This is a genomic window from Enterobacter sp. Cy-643 (assembly GCF_011752815.1).
Classification (GTDB): Bacteria; Pseudomonadota; Gammaproteobacteria; order Enterobacterales; family Enterobacteriaceae; genus Cedecea.
In genome coordinates, this window is record NZ_VWWV01000004.1 from 394,066 (window position 1) to 414,025 (window position 19,960).

The following is a 19,960-nucleotide window of genomic DNA, read 5'->3' on the forward strand; positions in this document are numbered from 1 at the left end:
ATTCATATCTAACGCATAAAAACGGGTGGCGAATAAATGGCAACTGAACAATCAGCGGTTAGGCGGGCAACCTTCGATGAAGTGATTCTGCCGATTTATGCACCAGCAGAATTTATTCCTGTGAAAGGGAAGGGCAGCCGCGTGTGGGATACCGCCGGGAAGGAGTACGTGGATTTCGCCGGAGGAATCGCCGTAACCGCGCTGGGACACTGCCATCCCGCGCTGGTGGAGGCGCTGAAAACTCAGGGCGAAACCCTGTGGCACACCAGCAACGTCTTTACCAATGAGCCTGCCCTCAAGCTTGCCCGTAAGCTGATTGATGCCACCTTTGCCGAGCGCGTTGTGTTTATGAACTCCGGTACAGAAGCGAACGAAACGGCCTTTAAGCTGGCTCGTTACTACGCTTCGACCCGCTATAGCCCGTATAAAAGCAAAATCATCGCCTTCTACAATGCGTTTCACGGCCGTTCGCTGTTCACCGTTTCCGTGGGCGGACAGGCTAAATATTCCGACGGCTTCGGCCCGAAACCTGCCGATATTATTCATGTGCCGTATAACGACCTCGCGGCGGTGAAAGCGGTAATGGACGATCATACCTGCGCGGTAGTGGTGGAGCCGATTCAGGGCGAGGGCGGAGTGACCGCCGCGACGCCGGAATTCCTGCAGGGGCTGCGCGATTTGTGTGATGAGCACCAGGCGCTGCTGGTCTTTGATGAAGTGCAGTCCGGCATGGGCCGCACGGGCGAGCTTTTCGCTTATATCAACTACGGCGTCACGCCAGATATTCTGACCAGTGCGAAAGCGCTTGGTGGCGGTTTCCCGGTGAGCGCAATGCTGACCACCCATGAAATTGCCTCCGCGTTCCACCCAGGCAGTCACGGCTCGACTTACGGCGGCAACCCACTGGCCTGTGCGGTGGCCGGGGCGGCTTTCGATATCATTAACACACCAGAAGTTCTTAAAGGTGTGGCGGCTAAACGTCAGCTTTTCGTTGAACAACTGCAAAAGATAAACGCACAGTTCGATCTGTTCAGTGACGTTCGCGGCATGGGGCTATTGATTGGTGCAGAGCTTAACGAGAAGTACAAAGGCCGCGCCCGCGAGTTTCTCTATGCCGGAGCGGCGGCAGGTGTGATGGTGTTGAACGCCGGGCCGGACGTCATGCGTTTCGCGCCTTCGCTCATTGTCGAGGAGGCGGATATCCTGGAAGGAATGCAGCGCTTCGCCAAAGCGGTTGCCAGCGTGGTAGCCAGCTAAGGCTAACCCGAGCGTCGCAGACGTCGGCTGAGCCAGATCCCATGATGAGGCCGCTGGCGCCAGGCTACCGAGGAGATGGTATGCATGGTGTTCAGGTGGCCAATGATTCGCTGTAAATGCTGCTCCATGGTGCTTAACGGCCCTGTGGGCAGCGTATCCGGCTCCAGGATATTCGCGTCGTTCGACCCACCAGGCCCGTCATACTCCAGCCTTTGCTGGCAGCGCTGTAATCCAATTTCACAAGACTGCAGGTACTTCTGTGCCAGGTCCGGCGTCAGCATGTTGTGTTCGCGCGCCAGCGTGGTCATGGCGTTGATATGCTCGACGATGAACTGGCTATGCGTCACCCACAATTTCATGTCTGCCAGGTAGTGAGAGTTAAAGCCTGGCTCCTGCATTGCCTGATTGAGCGAGTTGAACAGCGCATTGTGCGCCTGGTTGACACGCATACGCTGCCAGGCCAGCGGCGTGGGCTCCGGATCGTTGCTCAATATCAGTCGGATAGCGTCCTGATCCGCCTCCAGCGCGTCGTGGGCGTTCTGACGCAGCAGGCCGGTTTGCCACTGTGGCCACAGCCAGATCATGCCGCCAAAGGCAATCAGGCAGCCGAGCAGAGTGTCTATCAGCCTGGGAATGATGTAACTCTCGGCGCTGAGGGTGATGAGCTGCAGGGTATATACCGCCGTGACGGTGAAGCCGATGGTGGCCCAGCCGTAGCTTTTGCGGATAAACAGGTAACTCACCAGCGTAATCATTAACATCGCCATCAGGGTGTAGCTGTCCGGGACATGAAAGTGCAGGGTAATGCCAGCAATACATAGCCCCGCCATGGTGCCTGCCGCTCGGTGAACAATGCGCACTCGCGTTGCACCATAGCCATTCTGCGTGACAAACATGACCGTCATCAGGATCCAATACGGCTTTGGCAGGTGTAAGAAGGAGCCCAGCAGACTGGCAATGGTCAGCATCACGCCTAAGCGCGCGGAGCTGCGTAAAGCGGAAGATTTGAACGAGAGATAGCTTTTCAGGGCCGGGAAAAACGGCAGACGTCGCTCCCGGTCTTCCATTAAATCCCTCACGTACAGCGGCCGCTGGGTTTTCAGCACGCGGGCAATGCGGCTGAAGTGATAATGGCAGAACTGCCCGACCGGGTTATCCGGATTCTGGCGGGCGATTTTTTCCAGGGCGTCGATCTGCTTATCCATGGTAAAGCGCGTTGGATAGCGGTGGTAAAGAATATCGTCTGCCAGCACGCGCAGGCGCGCGGCAATGGTTTGGGCATTCCAGCGGATCACGGCTTCCGCATGGCTTTGCTCGACCAGTTTTTGCACCTCTTCAGGCTGATGCAGGCTAACCGAAATGTGCTCCTGTAAATCCAGGGCGACCTGGAAAGCGCGTAACAGGCGCTTGTAGCCGTTTTGCTGGTTGGCCGACAGCATATGCAGCTGTTGGTAACAGGTGGTAATCAGGTCGACGGCTTTTTGCTGGCGGGCCAGCAGCGGCGGCAGCGCTTTTTCCGGATCGGTATGCTGGGTTAGCAGGCTGTATTTTGCTTCACAGTAGTCAGCCAGCTGGCGATACAGCAGGCTGAGCGACTCCCTGAGCGGCTGTTCACGCCATAGCCGGAACCAGAACCAGTTGAAGGCGCCGTACCAGATGGTGCCGAAGATATAGAGCACCATGGGTTTCCAGATCGGCATATTCCCGGCCATGCTGAGCGTAAAAATAGCGGCGATCAGCGATGCGGGTAGCAGGCGCGCGTGAAGTGAGCTGATTTCTGCCGTCACGCCGAGCAGCAGAGCCATAACGATCAATATCGCCGGCAGCGGGATGTGGGTGTAAAGCAGCAGAAGCTGCAGGATAAGACTGCTGAGGGCGAACAGGCTGCCGCCAATAATCAACCGTTTGAAGAAGCGTTTGTGCGGCGTGTCCAGCCCGGCAATGTTGCAGCAGGCGGGAACTAACGAGAAGAGCAGACCGTTTTGCAGGCTGCCAAGCAGCAGGCCGACAGCCACGGGAAGACACAGCACCAGCGTTTGCCGCAGCGCGTAGTTAACTTCCGGGTGGTAAATTAATCTCTTCCACATAGCCTGAATTGTAGAGACAAAAAAGGCGTGTTACCGAAGCGACACGCCTTTATAAGGGCTAATTAACGGGTGCCGTAAACGACAATCGTTTTACCGTGGGCGGAAATGAGGTTCTGATCTTCCAGCATTTTCAGAATACGGCCAACGGTTTCGCGGGAGCAGCCCACGATCTGACCGATTTCCTGACGGGTAATTTTGATTTGCATCCCGTCCGGGTGGGTCATGGCATCCGGCTGTTTAGCCAGGTTCAGCAGCGTCTGAGCAATGCGGCCGGTCACGTCGAGGAAGGCGAGGTTGCCTACTTTCTCAGAAGTTACCTGCAGGCGGCGCGCCATCTGGGAAGAAAGGCGCATCAGGATGTCCGGGTTGACCTGAATCAGCTGACGGAATTTTTTATAGGAAATTTCAGCTACTTCACAGGCTGACTTGGCGCGAACCCAGGCGCTACGCTCCTGGCCTTCTTCGAACAAACCTAATTCACCAATGAAATCACCCTGATTCAGATAAGAAAGGATCATCTCCTTGCCTTCTTCATCTTTAATCAGAACAGCTACGGAGCCTTTGACGATGTAGTACAGCGTCTCCGCCTTTTCACCCTGGTGAATCAGCGTGCTCTTCGACGGATACTTATGAATGTGGCAATGAGACAAGAACCATTCGAGAGTCGGGTCTGTTTGCGGTTTGCCAAGCACCATGCGCGGTTATCCTCTGTTATAAACTGGCTACCAAAGACAAGACGCGGAACCTCTTGTCTGGCGTTGCAATCGTGAAATTTTCCCAAGCCCTGGGAGCTGGCGTGCAGGTTAACCCTGCGGCCTGTAATTAGTCGTTTCCTCTGCTTACGGCATAAACGTCTCTGTATCGCAGCAGCATCCGGATTGTTTTAGCATAGCTTTTAGTTAGTGTCTTGTATTGTCTCGTTTCAGCATGACCTGGATCGCCTTACGTTGCCTGTTTTCACGTAGACGCGTAATCTGAAAGAAATTTTTATTACGGGAGTAGGTAAAATGCAGGCACGTGTTAAATGGGTGGAAGGCATGACCTTCCTCGGCGAATCCGCTTCTGGCCACCAAGTTCTGATGGACGGTAATTCAGGGGACAAAGCGCCAAGCCCGATGGAAATGCTGCTGATGGCCGCGGGCGGCTGTAGTTCAATTGACGTGGTGTCGATTCTGCAAAAAGGCCGCCATGACGTGACGGATTGTGAGGTGAAGCTGACTTCCGAACGTCGTGAAGAAGCACCTCGTCTGTTTACCCGCATCCATCTGCATTTTGTTGTGACCGGTAAAGAGCTAAAAGAGAGTGCGGTTGCCCGTGCGGTTGAACTGACCGCAGAGAAATATTGCTCGGTAACGTTGATGCTGGAGAAAGCCGCAGAGATTAGCCATAGCTACGAAATTATTGAAGCCTAAGTAGAAAAGGGCGGTGTGCAAACCGCCCTGACGCCATCAGGCAATTTTCCTGCCTTCCGCCAGCCGCTGCACCAGCGGGGCCATAATCAGCTCCATCGCCAGCCCCATTTTCCCGCCCGGCACCACCAGTGTATTGATGTGGGAAATAAACGAGCCTTGCAACATCGCCAGCAGATAAGGGAAGTCAATGTCGTCCAGCCCACGGAAATGAATGACCACGAAGCTTTCGTCCAGCGACGGAATGGCTCGCGCGGCAAACGGATTAGAGGTATCCACCGTCGGGACACGCTGGAAGTTAATATGGGTGCGTGAGAACTGCGGGGTAATGAAGTTGATGTAATCATCCATGGAGCGCACCACGGAATCCATCACCGCTTCCCGTGAATGACCGCGTTCGCTGGTATCGCGTACCAGTTTCTGGATCCATTCCAGGTTAACAATGGGCACCACGCCTACCAGTAAATCGACGCAGTCGGCGACGTTATGCTGAGGGGTGACCACGCCGCCGTGCAGACCTTCATAAAACAGGACGTCAGTGGGCTCCGGGAGCGGCTGCCAGGGTGTAAAAGTGCCCGGCACCTGGTTCCACGGCACCGCTTCATCGTAAGTATGCAGATATTTACGCGATTGCCCTTTGCCGGTCTGCCCGTACTCGATAAAGGTTTGCTCCAGTAACCCGAAGTCGTTGGCGTCTGGCCCAAAGTAGCTAATATGGCGGCCAGCATCGCGTGCTTTGCGGATAGCCATGTCCATTTCCGGGCGGGTATAACGGTGGAAACTGTCGCCCTCAACTTCGGCGGCGCGCAGGTTGAGCTGTTGAAAAATCTTGCGGAAAGCGAGGCTGGTGGTTGTTGTTCCGGCGCCGCTGGAGCCTGTGACCGCAATAACCGGGTGTTTGGCTGACATAGGGTGAAAACTCCGTGAGGGATCAGAAAGAGGTCTGTATCTGCTTGTTATACTTTTCAGCCAGTATAGATCACCCCGCCAGTTAGCGATCAGCCGCGAAACTGCCCGCGCGGCATAATGTTCACCGTTTCATGGAGTTCAGACCAAACCAGCACGGCCTCGCCGCTTTGTAACTGGCGCTTCACGTCGGCGACTTTTTGCGTCAGCGAGCGCTCCTGCTCACCATAATCGGTGCCCTCCCGTAATACAAAAGATTCAATCAAATTGTCGAGCGTTTCAGGGTCGAGATCTTGCCAGGGAATGATCATTTCAGTGGTCCAGGAAGCGGGTTAGCCAGTCGGGAATGCGTTGCTCAAGCCACATCTGTGGGCGCAGCAAAGTCCCGCCGACAAACCCAACGTGGCCGCCATAAGTGGTGAGTTGGTACTGGATATTTGGCGGCAGCGTTTCGCGATCCGGGATGACGTGGTGATCCATAAACGGGTCGTCTTTGGCGTGGATAATCAGCGTTGGAGCGGCGATTTCAGGCAAAAGCGGCATGGCGCTGCACTGGCGATAGTAGTCCAGCGCGTCGGCAAAGCCATGGATCTTCGAGGTAATCAAATCATCGAATTCGCGAATGCGGCGCAGACTTTTCAGCTTGCGGAGGTCGATAGGCAGCGAGCCTGGGTAGCTCTTCAGCTTACGGGCGGCATTTTTCTTCAGCAGATTCAGCAGGTAATGCTGATAGACGCGCGAGAAGCCCTGCTCCATGTGGTAGCAGCACTGCTCAAGCATCAGCGGAGCGGAGACAATCACGCCGGCTTTCAGCGTGCACGCGGCGCCCTGTTTTGCCATCAGGCATGCGAGCATGTTCCCGCCCAGCGAGAAGCCAACCGCCGCGGTGGGGACTTCGCCGTAGCGCTGATTCAACCATTCGAGAAAGTAGGTGCCGTCTTCGGTTTCGCCGGAATGGTAAATACGTTCCTTGCGGTTCGGCACGCCGCTGCAGCCGCGGAAATGCATCACCACGCCCAGCCAACCGCGTTTTTTCGCCGCTTCTATCATGCCGTGAGCATAGGGGCTGTGGAGGCTGCCTTCCAGCCCGTGAAACACCACGAGACGCGGTTTGTGCATGGCGGTTTGCGGATCTTCGCTCCACGCAAGATCGACAAAATCCCCGTCCGGCATATCTAATCGCTGCCAGTGGGGTTTGAAATTGATTCGACGACGAATCAAACGTGGGATCATGGTTTGCAGATGCGGGTTACTGAGTCCGCGCATCGGGCGGAAATCGTCACCTTCATCATGATGAATATTCAATTCTAAAGGACTTGTACTGGCCATATCACACTGTTAGTTTCGTTTAGTTCGCTAATTATTCTTCGGGTGTGGAGCACCCAATTCATGGACTTAACGCTTTTTCTTTCGATGCTGGGCTTTCTCTGGGTCGCCGCCATCACACCTGGCCCTAATAATACGCTACTTACCGCATCCGGGGCGAATTACGGTTTCTTTCGCAGCCTGCCGCTAATGATTGGCATCATGCTCGGGATGCAGTGCATTTTAGTGCTTGTTGCTTTCGGCGTGGGGAGTTTAATCCTGCTTTACCCCGCTCTGCACCTTATCCTGAAGATTGCCGGGAGCGTTTACCTTTTGTGGCTGGCCTGGAAAATTGGCACCGCGAAATACGAGCGCCTGGAAACGGATGCTGCGCCGCCATCTCCGGTGCCTTTCTGGCAAGGTGGCCTGCTGCAGGTGATTAACCCTAAAGCGTGGCTGATGGCGCTGGGCGCCGTCGCCAGTTTTAGCCTGGCGGGTGCTGCCTACCTGCATTCCGTGGCGATGATTAGCGTAGGGATTGCGCTGGTGAATATTGTGGCCGGCGTTATCTGGATAGCCTTTGGCAGCCTGATTGGCCTGTTCCTGCGCAGCCGTCGCTCCTGGGCGATTTTCAACGTCAGCATGGGCGTGTTAACCGCCGCCTGCGTGCTGCTTATCTGGCGTTGAGGGCAAACCCTCTCCTTGCGAGGAGAGGGAAACCCTGGCGTTTAGTCGCCCTGCAGCATCTGTTCAAGCTGTTCCTGAATATCCAGCCATTCCATCTCGCACTCTTCCAGCGCCGACTTCACTTTTACCTGCATCTGCAGGCATTCGTTCATTTCGGCTTTGCGGCTCTGGTCGTAGATCGCGCTGTCTGCCAGCTTATCTTCTACCTCTGCAAGCTGAGCGTTGAGCTTTTCCATCTGCTTTTCGAGCTGGGTGATTTGCTTGCGCAGCGGCTGGGTTTGGGTACGAAGTTCGGCCTCACGGCGCTTCTGGTCCTTGCGGGCCTGGGCGCTGTTGGCGTTATCCTTCGCTGATTCCGCGGGCTGGTTTTCCTGCTTTTGCAGGTCACTCAACCACTGTTGGTAATCCTCGAGATCGCCATCGAAAGCTTCCACTTTGCCGTCGTGCACCAGATAGAGATCGTCCGTGGTGGAGCGCAGCAGGTGGCGGTCGTGCGAAACCACAACCAGCGCGCCCTCAAAGTCGATGAGCGCTTCGGTCAGCGCCTGGCGCATGTCGAGATCAAGGTGGTTCGTCGGTTCATCGAGCAGCAGCAGGTTAGGGCGCTGCCAGACAATCAGCGCCAGCACCAATCTGGCCTTTTCACCGCCGGAGAAACGCGCCGTTTGCTCCGTGACTTTATCGCCCTGGAAACCAAAGCCGCCCAGATAATCACGCAACTGCTGTTCCAGCTCGCGTGGGGCAATGCGAGCCAGATGCTGAAGAGGCGATTCATCGGCGCGCAGGTATTCCAACTGATGCTGGGCGAAGTAGCCGAGCTTGATGCCTTTAGCGAGGCCAATGTCACCCTGCAGCGGCTGTAATTCACCGGCCAGCAGTTTGATTAACGTGGATTTACCCGCCCCGTTTCGGCCCAGCAGGCCAATACGTGAGCCAGGGACAAGATTCAGTTTGATGGAGTTGAGGATCACCCGCTCGCCGTAGCCTGCGCTGACCTTTTCCATACGCAGCAGCGGATTGGGCAGGTTTTCTGGCGCTCGGAAGCTGAAGTGGAACGGATTATCGACGTGGGCCGGGGCAATCAGCTCCATGCGCTCCAGCATTTTCACGCGGCTCTGCGCCTGCTTGGCTTTGGACGCTTTAGCTTTAAAGCGATCGATAAAACTTTGCAGGTGGGCCACTTTTTGCTGCTGGCTTTCGTACATCGACTGCTGCTGAGAAAGGCGAGTCGCACGCTGGATCTCAAACGACGAATAGTTGCCGGTGTACTCGAACATATTTTCCTGTTCGATGTGGATAATTTTATCGACCACCGGATCGAGGAAGTCCCGGTCGTGAGAGATAAGAATCAGGGTACCCTGGTAGCTTTTCAGCCAGCGTTCAAGCCAGATGACCGCGTCCAGATCGAGGTGGTTGGTCGGTTCATCGAGCAGCAGCAGGTCGGAACGGCAAATCAGCGCCTGGGCAAGGTTAAGGCGCATGCGCCAGCCGCCCGAGAAATCGCTTACCGGGCGTTCCAGCTGTTCATTGCTGAAACCCAGGCCGTGCAGCAGGCTGGAGGCACGGGAGCGAATGGTCCACGCATCTACCGCATCCAGCTTGCCGTGAACCAGCGCAATGGCATGGCCGTCGTTGCGTTCGTTGGCGACGTTTAGCTCGGCTTCCAGCTTGCGAAATTCGCGATCGCCGTCGATCACATACTCTATGGCCGGCATCGCAAGAGCGGGCGTTTCCTGATTCACCCAGGCAAGCTGCCAGGTGCCGGGGAAGCTTGCGCTCCCGCCGTCGGCGCTTATCTCGTTTTTCAGCAACGCCAGCAGCGTGGATTTCCCACAGCCGTTTTTACCCACCAGGCCGACTTTTTGCCCGGGGTTGATGGTGGCGGTGGCGTTATCCAGCAGAACGCGGGTGCCGCGACGAATTTGTAACGAGGAGAAAACAATCATAAAGCGCCGTATGTTCAGAGTATGTTAAATTGTCATTGTAATTCGTTAACATGTCGCCTGGGCAACAGGTCGGGCTGCATGGTAGCCCAAAATAATGACTATGACGACGCCCTGGAGGGTAATGATGTCGCAGCCGCCGAAAGTTTTGCTGCTGTATGCCCATCCGGAATCCCAGGACTCGGTGGCAAACCGGGTTTTGCTTCAGCCGGCTCTGCAGCTTGAAAATGTGACCGTGCACGATCTCTATGCACATTATCCCGATTTCTTTATTGATATTTACCACGAACAGTCATTGCTGCTGGAGCACGATGTCATTGTTTTTCAACATCCTCTTTATACCTACAGCTGCCCTGCGTTGCTGAAAGAGTGGATGGATCGCGTCTTAAGCCGGGATTTTGCCAGCGGTATCGGAGGCAATGCGCTGGCGGGAAAGTACTGGCGTAGCGTGATCACCACCGGCGAGCCGGAAGGAGCCTATCGCTATGACGGCTATAACCGCTTTCCCTTAACCGAAATTTTGCGACCCTTTGAACTCACCGCTGCGATGTGCAAGATGCACTGGCTGATGCCGATTATCGTTTACTGGGCGCGCCGCCAGTCTAAGCAGGAGCTGCAAAGCCACGCGAAAGCCTATGGTGAGTGGCTGGCGAATCCGTTGCCGATGGGAGGCCGCTGATGGAAGGTTCTGATTTACTGTTGGCGGGGGTGTTGTTTCTCTTCGCGGCGGTTGTTGCTGTCCCGGTTGCCGCACGTTTAGGTATTGGCGCCGTGCTGGGCTATTTGCTGGCAGGTATTGCTATTGGCCCTTGGGGCTTAGGGTTCATCAGCGATGTTGATGAAATCCTGCATTTCTCCGAGCTGGGCGTGGTGTTCCTGATGTTTATCATCGGCCTGGAGCTGAATCCGTCGAAGTTGTGGCAACTGAGGCGCTCGATCTTTGGCGTTGGGGCGGCGCAGGTGATTCTCAGCGCGGTGGCGCTTGCGGGCCTGCTGATGCTGACGAATTTCTCCTGGCAGGCTGCAGTGGTGGGCGGTATCGGCCTTGCAATGTCCTCCACGGCGATGGCGCTGCAGCTGATGCGCGATAAAAGCATGAACCGCAGCGAATCCGGCCAGTTAGGCTTTTCGGTTCTTTTGTTCCAGGACCTGGCGGTGATCCCGGCGCTGGCGCTGGTGCCGCTGCTGGCCGGAAACGGCGACGATCATACCGACTGGATTAAAGTTGGCCTGAAGGCGCTGGCGTTTATCGGCATGCTATTGGGTGGGCGCTATCTGCTTCGCCCGGTTTTCCGCTTTATTGCCAGCTCCGGGGTGCGTGAAGTCTTTACCGCGGCTTCGTTATTGCTGGTTCTTGGCTCGGCGCTGTTCATGGACGCGCTTGGGTTTTCTATGGCCTTGGGGACGTTCCTGGCCGGTGTGCTGCTGGCAGAAAGCGAATATCGGCACGAGCTTGAGATTGCTATCGATCCGTTCAAAGGTCTGCTGCTGGGACTGTTCTTTATCTCTGTTGGCATGGCGCTGAACCTGGGTGTGTTGTTCACCCATTTGCTGTGGATTGCAGTGAGCGTGGTTGCGCTGGTGGCGGTGAAAGCCTCGATTTTGTATGGCCTGTCGCGGGTGTATGGTTTGCGTAGCTCTGAGCGGCTGCAGTTTGCGGGTGTGCTAAGCCAGGGGGGCGAGTTTGCCTTCGTGCTGTTTTCCGCGGCCGCCTCGCAGAAGCTGTTCCAGGGCGACCAAATGCCGCTGCTGCTGGTGACAGTGACGCTGTCGATGATGACCACGCCGCTGCTGATGAAAGGCGTTGATGCGATTCTTGCCCGGCGCTTTAATCCCGGCGAGGAAACCGAGGAGGCACCTTACGTTGAGGATGACCATCCGCAGGTCATTATTGTCGGGTTTGGGCGCTTTGGTCAGGTGATTGGGCGCCTGTTGATGGCTAACAAGATGCGTATCACCGTCCTTGAACGGGATATCAGCGCCGTAAGCCTGATGAGAAAGTACGGCTATAAAGTGTATTACGGCGATGCGACAGAAGTGGAACTGCTGCGTTCGGCGGGAGCGGAAGAGGCCAAATCCATTGTTATCACCTGCAATGAGCCGGAAGATACGATGCGGATAGTCCATCTCTGTCAACAACACTTTCCACATCTGGCCATACTGGCGCGTGCTCGTGGCCGCGTTGAGGCACATGAATTGTTGCAGGCCGGCGTTAAACTGTTCTCGCGTGAAACCTTCTCCAGCGCCCTTGAACTTGGACGTAAGGCATTGCTCACGCTGGGTATGCATCCGCACCAGGCGCACCGGGCTCAATTACACTTCCGCCGGCTGGATATGCGTATGCTACGTGAACTGATGCCTATTCACACGGACAGTGCGCAGATTTCCAGGGTGCGGGAAGCCCGGCGCGAGCTGGAAGATATTTTTGAGCGTGAAATGCAGCAAGAGCGTCGGCAGCTGGACGGCTGGGACGAATTTGAATAAAGGTGAAGCCAATGTCAGTGCGTAAGCGTTTTATTGCCGGGGCCGTTTGTCCCAAGTGTCAGGCGAAGGATTCCCTCGCGCTGTGGCGCGAGAACAACGTTGATATCGTTGAGTGCGTAAAGTGTGGCCATCAGATGCGAGAGGCCGACAAGCAGGTTCGCGAGCACGTTCGCGAGCAGGAGCAAGTGATAGGGATTTTTCATCCCGACTAGCGAGATGGAGCAGCTTTTTTTAAGCTAGAGGGTACAGCGGCGCAGATTTCCGCTACAATCGGCGCCAGTTTTTTCCCTACGCTCGTTCAGGAGATATCATGAAAGTAGCAAAAGACCTGGTGGTCAGCCTGGCCTATCAGGTACGTACAGAAGACGGTGTGTTGGTCGATGAGTCTCCGGTGAGCGCGCCGCTGGACTACCTGCACGGTCACGGCTCCCTGATTTCTGGCCTGGAAACGGCGCTGGATGGTCACGAAGTTGGCGACAAGTTTGACGTTGAAGTGGGCGCGAACGACGCTTACGGTCAGTACGACGAAAACCTGGTGCAGCGCGTACCGAAAGACGTCTTCATGGGCGTTGACGAGCTGCAGGTTGGTATGCGCTTTATGGCGGAAACCGATCAGGGTCCAGTGCCGGTCGAAATTACCGAAGTGGAAGACGAGCACGTTGTGGTTGACGGTAACCACATGCTGGCTGGCCAGAACCTGAAATTCAACGTGGAAGTTGTTGCTATCCGCGAAGCGACCGCTGAAGAGCTGGCTCACGGCCACGTTCACGGTGAGCACGATCATCATCACGACCACGATCACGAGGGTTGCTGCGGTGGTCACGGCCACGATCACGACCATGGCCACGAGCATGGTAAAGGTGGTTGCGGCAACGGCGGCTGTGGTTGCCACTGATCGCTGTAAAAGAGAAAAGGCCGCATTAGCGGCCTTTTTTACGTCTGTTATTCAGTAATGCGGCGGTGGTGTCTCTTCAGATTCAGAGGCGATCATTGACGGCTGGCTGGCTTTCAGCTTTTCAACCAGCAGGCGGAAATGCTCGCGAAGTTTGACCATCTCAAGCTCGTGCGCCGTCACGGTCTGGTTCAGCTCTTCAATCGTAATCTCCTGAAAGGCGAGACGACTCTCGAGATCTTCCAGCCGTTGTTCGGTGGATTTAGTGTGCATGGCGGTTCCTCTTTTGCCTGCGCGATGGACAATATGCGGTGATTTTACTGAAAATGACCCAGCTTTACAGCGCAGAAGCACGTTGAAGGAAACTTCTTTAAACAAAAAGAATCTCAATTTGACTCGATAACTCGCTGAGAGATTGTGTAGATTTCTTTCACGACGTTATAGTACGTCACTTAGTTTATTTGAAACCCTGGGGTGAGAGGCCCCGGCCCTTGGAGAAATGGATGAAATCATTATTTAAAGTAACGCTTCTGGCGACCACAATGGCCGTTGCCCTTAATGCCCCTGCTTTTGCGGCGCCTGCTGCTGCGAAAGATGCCCCTGCAGCTCAGGCTGACAGCAAAGTGGCTTTTAAGAACGACGACCAGAAAGCAGCCTATGCATTGGGCGCATCGCTTGGGCGTTACATGGAAAACTCCCTGAAAGAGCAGGAGAAACTGGGGATCACCCTGGACAAAGCTCAGCTGATCGCGGGCGTACAGGATGCGTTTGCGGATAAGAGCAAACTGTCTGACCAGGAAATCGAACAAACTCTGCAGGCGTTCGAGACTCGCGTAAAAGCCTCCGCTCAGGAGAAAATGGAGAAAGACGCTAAAGAGAACGCGGACAAAGGCAAAGCCTTCCGTGATGCTTTCGCCAAAGAGAAAGGCGTTAAAACCTCTTCTACCGGCCTGATGTATAAAGTTGAGAAAGACGGTACCGGCGATGCGCCGAAGGATACCGATACCGTGGTGGTTAACTACAAAGGCACGCTGATCGACGGTAAAGAGTTTGATAACTCTTATACCCGCGGTGAGCCACTGTCCTTCCGTCTTGATGGCGTCATTCCTGGCTGGACCGAAGGCCTGAAAAACATCAAGAAAGGCGGCAAGATTAAGCTGGTTATTCCACCAGAGCTGGCTTACGGCAAAACCGGCGTGCCGGGGATCCCTGCCAACTCTACGCTGGTGTTTGACGTTGAGCTGCTGGACATTAAACAAGCGCCAAAAGCTGATGCTAAGCCAGCCCCTGCTGCGGATGCTAAGGCCGCTGACGCAGCTAAAAGCAAGTAATTAGCAGGTCGTTTGAGCCGCCGCCCACCGGGCGGCGGTTTTGTTTTTGGTACCGGTGTTTATTCCCCCCACGCGTAATGAGGAGAATAAAGACTGGAAAGCACGTCTTACGTTGTATTACCTTAGCGGGCAGCGTTTCAATCGAGTATGAGTCTGCCCTGACACCATCAAAGCGCGACAGGCTCTCTTTAGAGTAAATTGCTGGCAACGTCTTTTATCCATAACACGCTCAATTTGTAGCAATAAAAATAATGGACGAGGTCTTCTGATTTACCCCAAACGCCCGCGAACCCCGTTTCCGGACGTTTGTCATCAATCTGAGAGGGTGGTATTTTTTCATGTCCAATTCGCTTTTAACCAACGAAACCAGTGAACTTGATTTGCTGGACCAGCGTCCTTTTGAACAAACCGACTTCGAAATATTAAAATCCTATGAAGCGGTCGTGGACGGGTTAGCGATGCTGATTGGCTCCCATTGCGAAATCGTTCTGCACTCCCTGCAGGATCTGAAATGTTCAGCCATTCGTATCGCGAATGGTGAACATACCGGGCGAAAAATAGGCTCGCCAATTACCGATCTGGCTCTGCGCATGCTGCACGATATGACCGGGGCCGACAGCAGCGTCTCTAAATGCTACTTCACTCGTGCAAAAAGCGGCGTTCTGATGAAATCGGTGACGATTGCGATTCGCAACCGCGACCAGCGCGTGATTGGTTTGCTTTGCATTAACATGAACCTAGACGTGCCGTTCTCTCAGATCATGTCGACCTTTGTTCCACCAGAAACTCAGGATCAGGAAGTGCCGTCCTCGGTGAACTTTGCGTCCTCCGTGGAGGATCTGGTGATGCAAACGCTGGAATTCACGATTGAAGAAGTGAATGCCGATCGCAACGTCTCAAATAACGCCAAGAACCGCCAGATAGTGCTCAACCTCTATGAGAAAGGGATCTTTGACATCAAAGATGCCATCAACCAGGTGGCCGATCGGCTGAACATTTCCAAACACACCGTTTATCTCTACATTCGTCAGTTCAAAAACGGTGACTTCCTCGGTCAGGATAAGTAATGCGCTTTGCATTAATGGTCACCGGCCCGGCTTATGGGACGCAGCAGGCGAGCAGCGCATTGCTGTTTGCCAGGGCACTGTTGGCGGAAGGACATACCCTGGGTAGCGTTTTTTTCTACCGTGAGGGGATTTATAACGCTAATCAGCTGACCGCTCCGGCAAGCGATGAGGTTGACCTTGTGCGCGAGTGGCAGAGCCTGAGCGTGCAGCACGGTGTGGCACTGCATATTTGCGTTGCTGCGGCATTACGTCGCGGCGTGACCGACGAAGAACAGGCGAAATCTTTGGGACTCAAGGTGAGTAATCTCCAGCCCGGCTTTACGCTTAGTGGTCTGGGGGCGCTGGCAGAAGCCGCGCTGACCTGCGAAAGAATGGTGCAGTTCTGATGAAACGTGTTGCTTTTGTTTTTCGATCTGCGCCGCACGGCAGCACCTCTGGCCGGGAAGGGCTGGATGCATTATTGGCGACGTCGGCCCTGTCAGAAGACATAGGTGTGTTCTTTGTGGGCGATGGTGTTCTACAGCTGCTGCCCGGGCAGCAGCCGGCTAAAGTGTTAGGCAGAGACTACATCGCGACCTTCCGCGTTTTGCCGCTGTACGATATTGAGCAGTGTTTCCTTTGCGCAGCCTCAATAAGGGAAAGGGGGCTGTCGGATCGGTCATCCTGGGTTATCGATGCGGAAGTGCTTGAGCCTGAAGCGCTTCGGGAAAAACTGAACCCGTACGATGTGGTACTTACCTTCTGAGGCACCTATGCTGCATACCTTACGCCAGTCGCCCTTCCAGTGTGATATCGCCGAGATTCTGCGCCTTGTCCGGCCGGGTGACGATTTACTGCTGATTGAAGATGGCGTGATTGCCGCGCTGAATGACAGCCGGGCGCTTGAATTACTGCTTTCCGTCCCCATTACTGTTAGCGCTCTGCAAGAAGATGTTGAGGCCAGAGGCTTGTCTGCTCAAATTTCGTCCAAAATTGAGCGTGTCGGCTATACTGATTTCGTCAGAATGACGATAAAACATAGCCAGCAGTTCGCCTGGTAACGGCGGATCGCTGTATATTTCTTGACACCTTTTCGGCTCAGCCCTAAAATTCTGCGTCCTCATATTATATGAGGCCGTTTTATTACGTGTTTACGAAGCAAAAGCTAAAACCAGGAGCTATTTAATGGCAACAGTTAACCAGCTGGTTCGCAAACCACGCGTACGCAAAGTTGCAAAAAGCAACGTGCCTGCGCTGGAAGCTTGCCCGCAAAAACGTGGTGTATGTACCCGTGTATATACCACCACTCCTAAAAAACCAAACTCCGCACTGCGTAAAGTTTGCCGTGTGCGTTTGACTAACGGTTTTGAAGTCACCTCCTACATCGGCGGTGAAGGTCACAACCTGCAGGAACACTCCGTGATCCTGATCCGTGGTGGTCGTGTTAAAGACCTGCCAGGTGTTCGCTACCACACCGTTCGTGGTGCGCTTGACTGCTCCGGCGTTAAAGACCGTAAGCAATCTCGCTCCAAGTATGGCGTGAAGCGTCCTAAGGCTTAATGGTTCTCCGTTAAGTAAGGCCAAACGTTTTAAATTAATGTCAAAATAAACTCTTTGAGTTTTGGACAATCCTGAATTAACAACGGAGTATTCCTATGCCACGTCGTCGCGTGATTGGTCAGCGTAAAATTCTGCCGGATCCTAAGTTCGGATCAGAGCTGCTGGCTAAATTTGTAAATATCCTGATGGTAGATGGTAAAAAATCTACTGCAGAATCTATCGTTTATACCGCGCTGGAAACCCTGGCTCAGCGTTCTGGTAAAAACGAGCTGGAAGCTTTCGAAGTCGCTCTGGACAACGTCCGTCCGACCGTCGAAGTTAAGTCCCGCCGTGTAGGTGGTTCTACTTATCAGGTTCCAGTTGAAGTTCGTCCGGTTCGTCGTAATGCTCTGGCAATGCGTTGGATCGTTGAAGCTGCTCGTAAACGCGGTGATAAATCCATGGCTCTTCGCCTGGCGAATGAACTGTCTGATGCTGCAGAAAACAAAGGCACTGCAGTGAAGAAACGTGAAGACGTTCACCGTATGGCTGAAGCCAACAAGGCGTTCGCTCACTACCGTTGGTAATAAATCCTTCGTAGTGTTACCCAAGCGGGCGCTTCATGAAGCTGCCCGCTTTGGGTTACTTAACTTGAACGTCCCAGGATATAGAGGAATCAAATGGCTCGTACAACACCCATTGCACGCTACCGTAACATCGGTATCAGTGCACACATCGACGCCGGTAAAACCACGACTACCGAACGTATTCTGTTCTACACCGGTGTAAACCACAAAATCGGTGAAGTTCATGACGGCGCTGCAACCATGGACTGGATGGAGCAGGAGCAGGAGCGTGGTATCACCATTACCTCCGCTGCAACTACTGCATTCTGGTCTGGTATGGCTAAGCAGTATGAACCGCACCGCGTAAACATCATCGACACCCCAGGGCACGTTGACTTCACCATCGAAGTAGAACGTTCCATGCGTGTTCTTGACGGTGCAGTAATGGTTTACTGCGCAGTTGGTGGTGTTCAGCCACAGTCTGAAACCGTATGGCGTCAGGCTAACAAATACAAAGTTCCACGCATCGCGTTCGTTAACAAAATGGACCGTATGGGTGCAAACTTCCTGAAAGTTGTAGGCCAGATCAAATCCCGTCTGGGCGCGAACCCTGTTCCGCTTCAGCTGGCGATTGGTGCTGAAGAAGGTTTCACCGGCGTTATCGACCTGGTGAAAATGAAAGCCATCAACTGGAACGATGCAGATCAGGGCGTTACCTTCGAATACGAAGATATCCCAGCTGACATGCAGGACCTGGCTGACGAATGGCACCAGAACCTGATCGAGTCCGCTGCAGAAGCCTCTGAAGAGCTGATGGAAAAATACCTGGGCGGCGAAGAGCTGTCCGAGGAAGAAATCAAGAAAGCTCTGCGTCAGCGCGTTCTGAACAACGAAATCATCCTGGTTACCTGTGGTTCTGCATTTAAGAACAAAGGTGTTCAGGCGATGCTGGATGCGGTAATCGATTACCTGCCAGCACCAACCGACGTACCGGCAATCAACGGTATTCTGGATGACGGTAAAGACACGCCGGCTGAGCGTCACGCAACTGACGACGAGCCGTTTGCTGCTCTGGCATTCAAAATCGCAACTGACCCGTTCGTTGGTAACCTGACCTTCTTCCGCGTTTACTCCGGTGTTGTTAACTCCGGTGATACCGTGCTGAACTCCGTTAAAGCTGCTCGTGAGCGCTTTGGCCGTATCGTTCAGATGCACGCTAACAAACGTGAAGAGATCAAAGAAGTTCGCGCAGGCGACATCGCGGCTGCTATCGGTCTGAAAGACGTGACTACTGGTGACACCCTGTGTGATCCAGATTCGCCTATCATTCTGGAGCGTATGGAATTCCCAGAGCCGGTAATCTCCATCGCCGTTGAACCAAAAACCAAAGCTGACCAGGAAAAAATGGGTCTGGCTCTGGGCCGTCTGGCTAAAGAAGACCCATCATTCCGCGTATGGACTGATGAAGAATCTAACCAGACCATCATCGCCGGTATGGGTGAGCTGCACCTCGACATCATCGTTGACCGTATGAAGCGTGAATTCAACGTTGAAGCGAACGTCGGTAAACCTCAGGTTGCTTACCGCGAAGCGATTCGCGCTAAAGTTACCGATATCGAAGGTAAACACGCCAAGCAGTCTGGTGGTCGTGGTCAGTACGGTCATGTTGTTATCGACATGTACCCACTGGAGCCGGGCTCTAACCCTAAAGGTTACGAGTTCATCAACGACATCAAAGGCGGCGTAATTCCTGGCGAATACGTCCCTGCCGTTGATAAAGGCATCCAGGAGCAGCTGAAATCTGGTCCACTGGCGGGTTACCCGGTTGTAGATCTCGGCGTGCGTCTGCACTTCGGTTCTTACCATGACGTTGACTCCTCCGAACTGGCGTTTAAACTGGCCGCTTCTATTGCCTTCAAAGATGGCTTTAAGAAAGCGAAACCAGTTCTGCTTGAGCCTATCATGAAGGTTGAAGTTGAAACTCCGGAAGAGAACACCGGTGACGTTATCGGTGACCTTAGCCGTCGTCGTGGTCAGCTGAAAGGTCAGGAATCTAACGCTACTGGCGTACAGATTCATGCTGAAGTTCCGTTGTCTGAAATGTTCGGGTACGCAACTCAGCTGCGTTCTCTGACCAAAGGTCGTGCATCTTACTCCATGGAATTCCTGAAGTATGATGACGCACCTAACAACGTTGCTCAGGCCGTAATCGAAGCTCGTGGCAAATAAGCCAACGCTTTTAACACAATGATCCCGTGCTCTCTCCGATCGGTGAGAGCACAATAGTAAGGAATATAGCCGTGTCTAAAGAAAAATTTGAACGTACAAAACCGCACGTTAACGTTGGTACTATCGGCCACGTTGACCACGGTAAAACCACTCTGACCGCTGCAATCACTACCGTTCTGGCTAAAACCTACGGTGGTTCTGCTCGTGCATTCGACCAGATCGATAACGCACCAGAAGAAAAAGCTCGTGGTATCACCATCAACACCTCCCACGTTGAAT

The 19,960-nt window shown here is 54.0% G+C and carries 23 protein-coding genes; 16 read left to right on the forward strand and 7 right to left on the reverse strand.

The window, feature by feature from the left end; genetic code table 11:
• Positions 1-36 precede the first annotated feature (36 nt).
• A complete protein-coding gene (argD, locus tag F3J29_RS17805; protein WP_166868076.1) occupies positions 37-1,257 on the forward strand; it encodes a bifunctional acetylornithine/succinyldiaminopimelate transaminase in 1,221 nt (406 codons plus the stop codon).
• 2 nt (positions 1,258-1,259) lie between these two features.
• Here the strand turns inward: argD and F3J29_RS17810 are convergent, their stop codons facing one another.
• Both F3J29_RS17810 and crp read right to left on the reverse strand, forming a co-directional pair.
• Positions 1,260-3,344 (reverse strand): YccS/YhfK family putative transporter, encoded by a 2,085-nt coding sequence (locus F3J29_RS17810; protein WP_166868078.1) that lies wholly within the window; start codon positions 3,342-3,344, stop codon positions 1,260-1,262.
• A 62-nt stretch (positions 3,345-3,406) separates the two neighbouring features.
• Positions 3,407-4,039, reverse strand: coding sequence for a cAMP-activated global transcriptional regulator CRP (gene crp / locus F3J29_RS17815; RefSeq protein WP_003852956.1), 633 nt, complete (start codon positions 4,037-4,039; stop codon positions 3,407-3,409).
• Between the two features lie 312 nt (positions 4,040-4,351).
• On the opposite strand from crp, the gene F3J29_RS17820 reads away from it, so the two are divergent.
• On the forward strand, positions 4,352-4,756 hold the full coding sequence (locus F3J29_RS17820; protein ID WP_166868079.1) for an OsmC family protein: 405 nt from the start codon (positions 4,352-4,354) through the stop codon (positions 4,754-4,756).
• Positions 4,757-4,792: 36 nt separating this feature from the next.
• On the opposite strand, the gene F3J29_RS17825 is transcribed toward F3J29_RS17820, so the two are convergent.
• The 3 genes from F3J29_RS17825 to F3J29_RS17835 form a co-directional block, all read right to left on the reverse strand.
• Positions 4,793-5,662 (reverse strand): phosphoribulokinase, encoded by an 870-nt coding sequence (locus F3J29_RS17825; protein ID WP_166868081.1) that lies wholly within the window; start codon positions 5,660-5,662, stop codon positions 4,793-4,795.
• Between the two features lie 89 nt (positions 5,663-5,751).
• Positions 5,752-5,970, reverse strand: coding sequence for a YheU family protein (locus tag F3J29_RS17830; RefSeq protein ID WP_008457083.1), 219 nt, complete (start codon positions 5,968-5,970; stop codon positions 5,752-5,754).
• Position 5,971: 1 nt separating this feature from the next.
• Positions 5,972-6,988, reverse strand: a complete 1,017-nt coding sequence (locus tag F3J29_RS17835; protein WP_166868083.1) for a hydrolase — start codon at positions 6,986-6,988, stop codon at positions 5,972-5,974.
• Positions 6,989-7,048: 60 nt separating this feature from the next.
• Here F3J29_RS17835 and F3J29_RS17840 point away from each other — a divergent pair, with 60 nt between their 5' ends.
• Positions 7,049-7,651, forward strand: coding sequence for a LysE family translocator (locus F3J29_RS17840; RefSeq protein ID WP_008457089.1), 603 nt, complete (start codon positions 7,049-7,051; stop codon positions 7,649-7,651).
• A gap of 41 nt (positions 7,652-7,692) precedes the next feature.
• On the opposite strand, the gene F3J29_RS17845 is transcribed toward F3J29_RS17840, so the two are convergent.
• Positions 7,693-9,597 carry an ABC transporter ATP-binding protein gene (locus F3J29_RS17845; protein ID WP_166868085.1) on the reverse strand — a complete coding sequence of 635 codons (1,905 nt, stop codon included), beginning with the start codon at positions 9,595-9,597 and terminating at the stop codon, positions 7,693-7,695.
• A gap of 124 nt (positions 9,598-9,721) precedes the next feature.
• Here F3J29_RS17845 and kefG point away from each other — a divergent pair, with 124 nt between their 5' ends.
• From kefG to slyD, 4 genes are all read left to right on the forward strand, one after another.
• On the forward strand, positions 9,722-10,273 hold the full coding sequence (kefG, locus tag F3J29_RS17850) for a glutathione-regulated potassium-efflux system ancillary protein KefG (RefSeq protein ID WP_205246843.1): 552 nt from the start codon (positions 9,722-9,724) through the stop codon (positions 10,271-10,273).
• A complete protein-coding gene (kefB, locus tag F3J29_RS17855) occupies positions 10,273-12,078 on the forward strand; it encodes a glutathione-regulated potassium-efflux system protein KefB (RefSeq protein WP_166868088.1) in 1,806 nt (601 codons plus the stop codon). The genes kefG and kefB overlap by 1 nt, the downstream gene beginning before the upstream one ends.
• 11 nt (positions 12,079-12,089) lie before the next feature.
• The gene (locus tag F3J29_RS17860) at positions 12,090-12,290 is read left to right on the forward strand and encodes a YheV family putative zinc ribbon protein (protein ID WP_016538480.1); all 201 of its coding nucleotides are present in this window, start codon (positions 12,090-12,092) and stop codon (positions 12,288-12,290) included.
• 98 nt (positions 12,291-12,388) lie between these two features.
• Positions 12,389-12,973 carry a peptidylprolyl isomerase gene (slyD, locus tag F3J29_RS17865; protein WP_008457098.1) on the forward strand — a complete coding sequence of 195 codons (585 nt, stop codon included), beginning with the start codon at positions 12,389-12,391 and terminating at the stop codon, positions 12,971-12,973.
• Between the two features lie 51 nt (positions 12,974-13,024).
• On the opposite strand, the gene F3J29_RS17870 is transcribed toward slyD, so the two are convergent.
• On the reverse strand, positions 13,025-13,243 hold the full coding sequence (locus F3J29_RS17870) for a protein SlyX (protein WP_008457099.1): 219 nt from the start codon (positions 13,241-13,243) through the stop codon (positions 13,025-13,027).
• A 230-nt stretch (positions 13,244-13,473) separates the two neighbouring features.
• Here F3J29_RS17870 and fkpA point away from each other — a divergent pair, with 230 nt between their 5' ends.
• The 9 genes from fkpA to F3J29_RS17915 form a co-directional block, all read left to right on the forward strand.
• Positions 13,474-14,301, forward strand: coding sequence for an FKBP-type peptidyl-prolyl cis-trans isomerase (gene fkpA / locus F3J29_RS17875; RefSeq protein WP_166868090.1), 828 nt, complete (start codon positions 13,474-13,476; stop codon positions 14,299-14,301).
• Positions 14,302-14,639: 338 nt separating this feature from the next.
• Entirely contained in the window at positions 14,640-15,368 is a 729-nt protein-coding gene (locus F3J29_RS17880; RefSeq protein ID WP_038478188.1) for a helix-turn-helix transcriptional regulator, read from the forward strand.
• Positions 15,368-15,754 carry a sulfurtransferase complex subunit TusD gene (tusD, locus tag F3J29_RS17885; protein ID WP_166868091.1) on the forward strand — a complete coding sequence of 129 codons (387 nt, stop codon included), beginning with the start codon at positions 15,368-15,370 and terminating at the stop codon, positions 15,752-15,754. Before F3J29_RS17880 ends, tusD begins: the two co-directional genes overlap by 1 nt.
• Complete coding sequence (tusC, locus tag F3J29_RS17890) at positions 15,754-16,113, forward strand: sulfurtransferase complex subunit TusC (protein WP_166868093.1); 360 nt, start codon at positions 15,754-15,756, stop codon at positions 16,111-16,113. The genes tusD and tusC overlap by 1 nt, the downstream gene beginning before the upstream one ends.
• A gap of 7 nt (positions 16,114-16,120) precedes the next feature.
• Positions 16,121-16,408 (forward strand): sulfurtransferase complex subunit TusB, encoded by a 288-nt coding sequence (tusB, locus tag F3J29_RS17895; protein WP_166868095.1) that lies wholly within the window; start codon positions 16,121-16,123, stop codon positions 16,406-16,408.
• Between the two features lie 124 nt (positions 16,409-16,532).
• Positions 16,533-16,907, forward strand: a complete 375-nt coding sequence (gene rpsL, locus F3J29_RS17900) for a 30S ribosomal protein S12 (protein WP_008457105.1) — start codon at positions 16,533-16,535, stop codon at positions 16,905-16,907.
• 95 nt (positions 16,908-17,002) lie between these two features.
• Entirely contained in the window at positions 17,003-17,473 is a 471-nt protein-coding gene (gene rpsG, locus F3J29_RS17905) for a 30S ribosomal protein S7 (RefSeq protein WP_008457106.1), read from the forward strand.
• 93 nt (positions 17,474-17,566) lie between these two features.
• A complete protein-coding gene (gene fusA / locus F3J29_RS17910) occupies positions 17,567-19,681 on the forward strand; it encodes an elongation factor G (protein ID WP_008457107.1) in 2,115 nt (704 codons plus the stop codon).
• Between the two features lie 71 nt (positions 19,682-19,752).
• The coding region (locus tag F3J29_RS17915; RefSeq protein ID WP_021242225.1) for a GTP-binding protein at positions 19,753-19,960 on the forward strand (208 nt) is incomplete at its 3' end.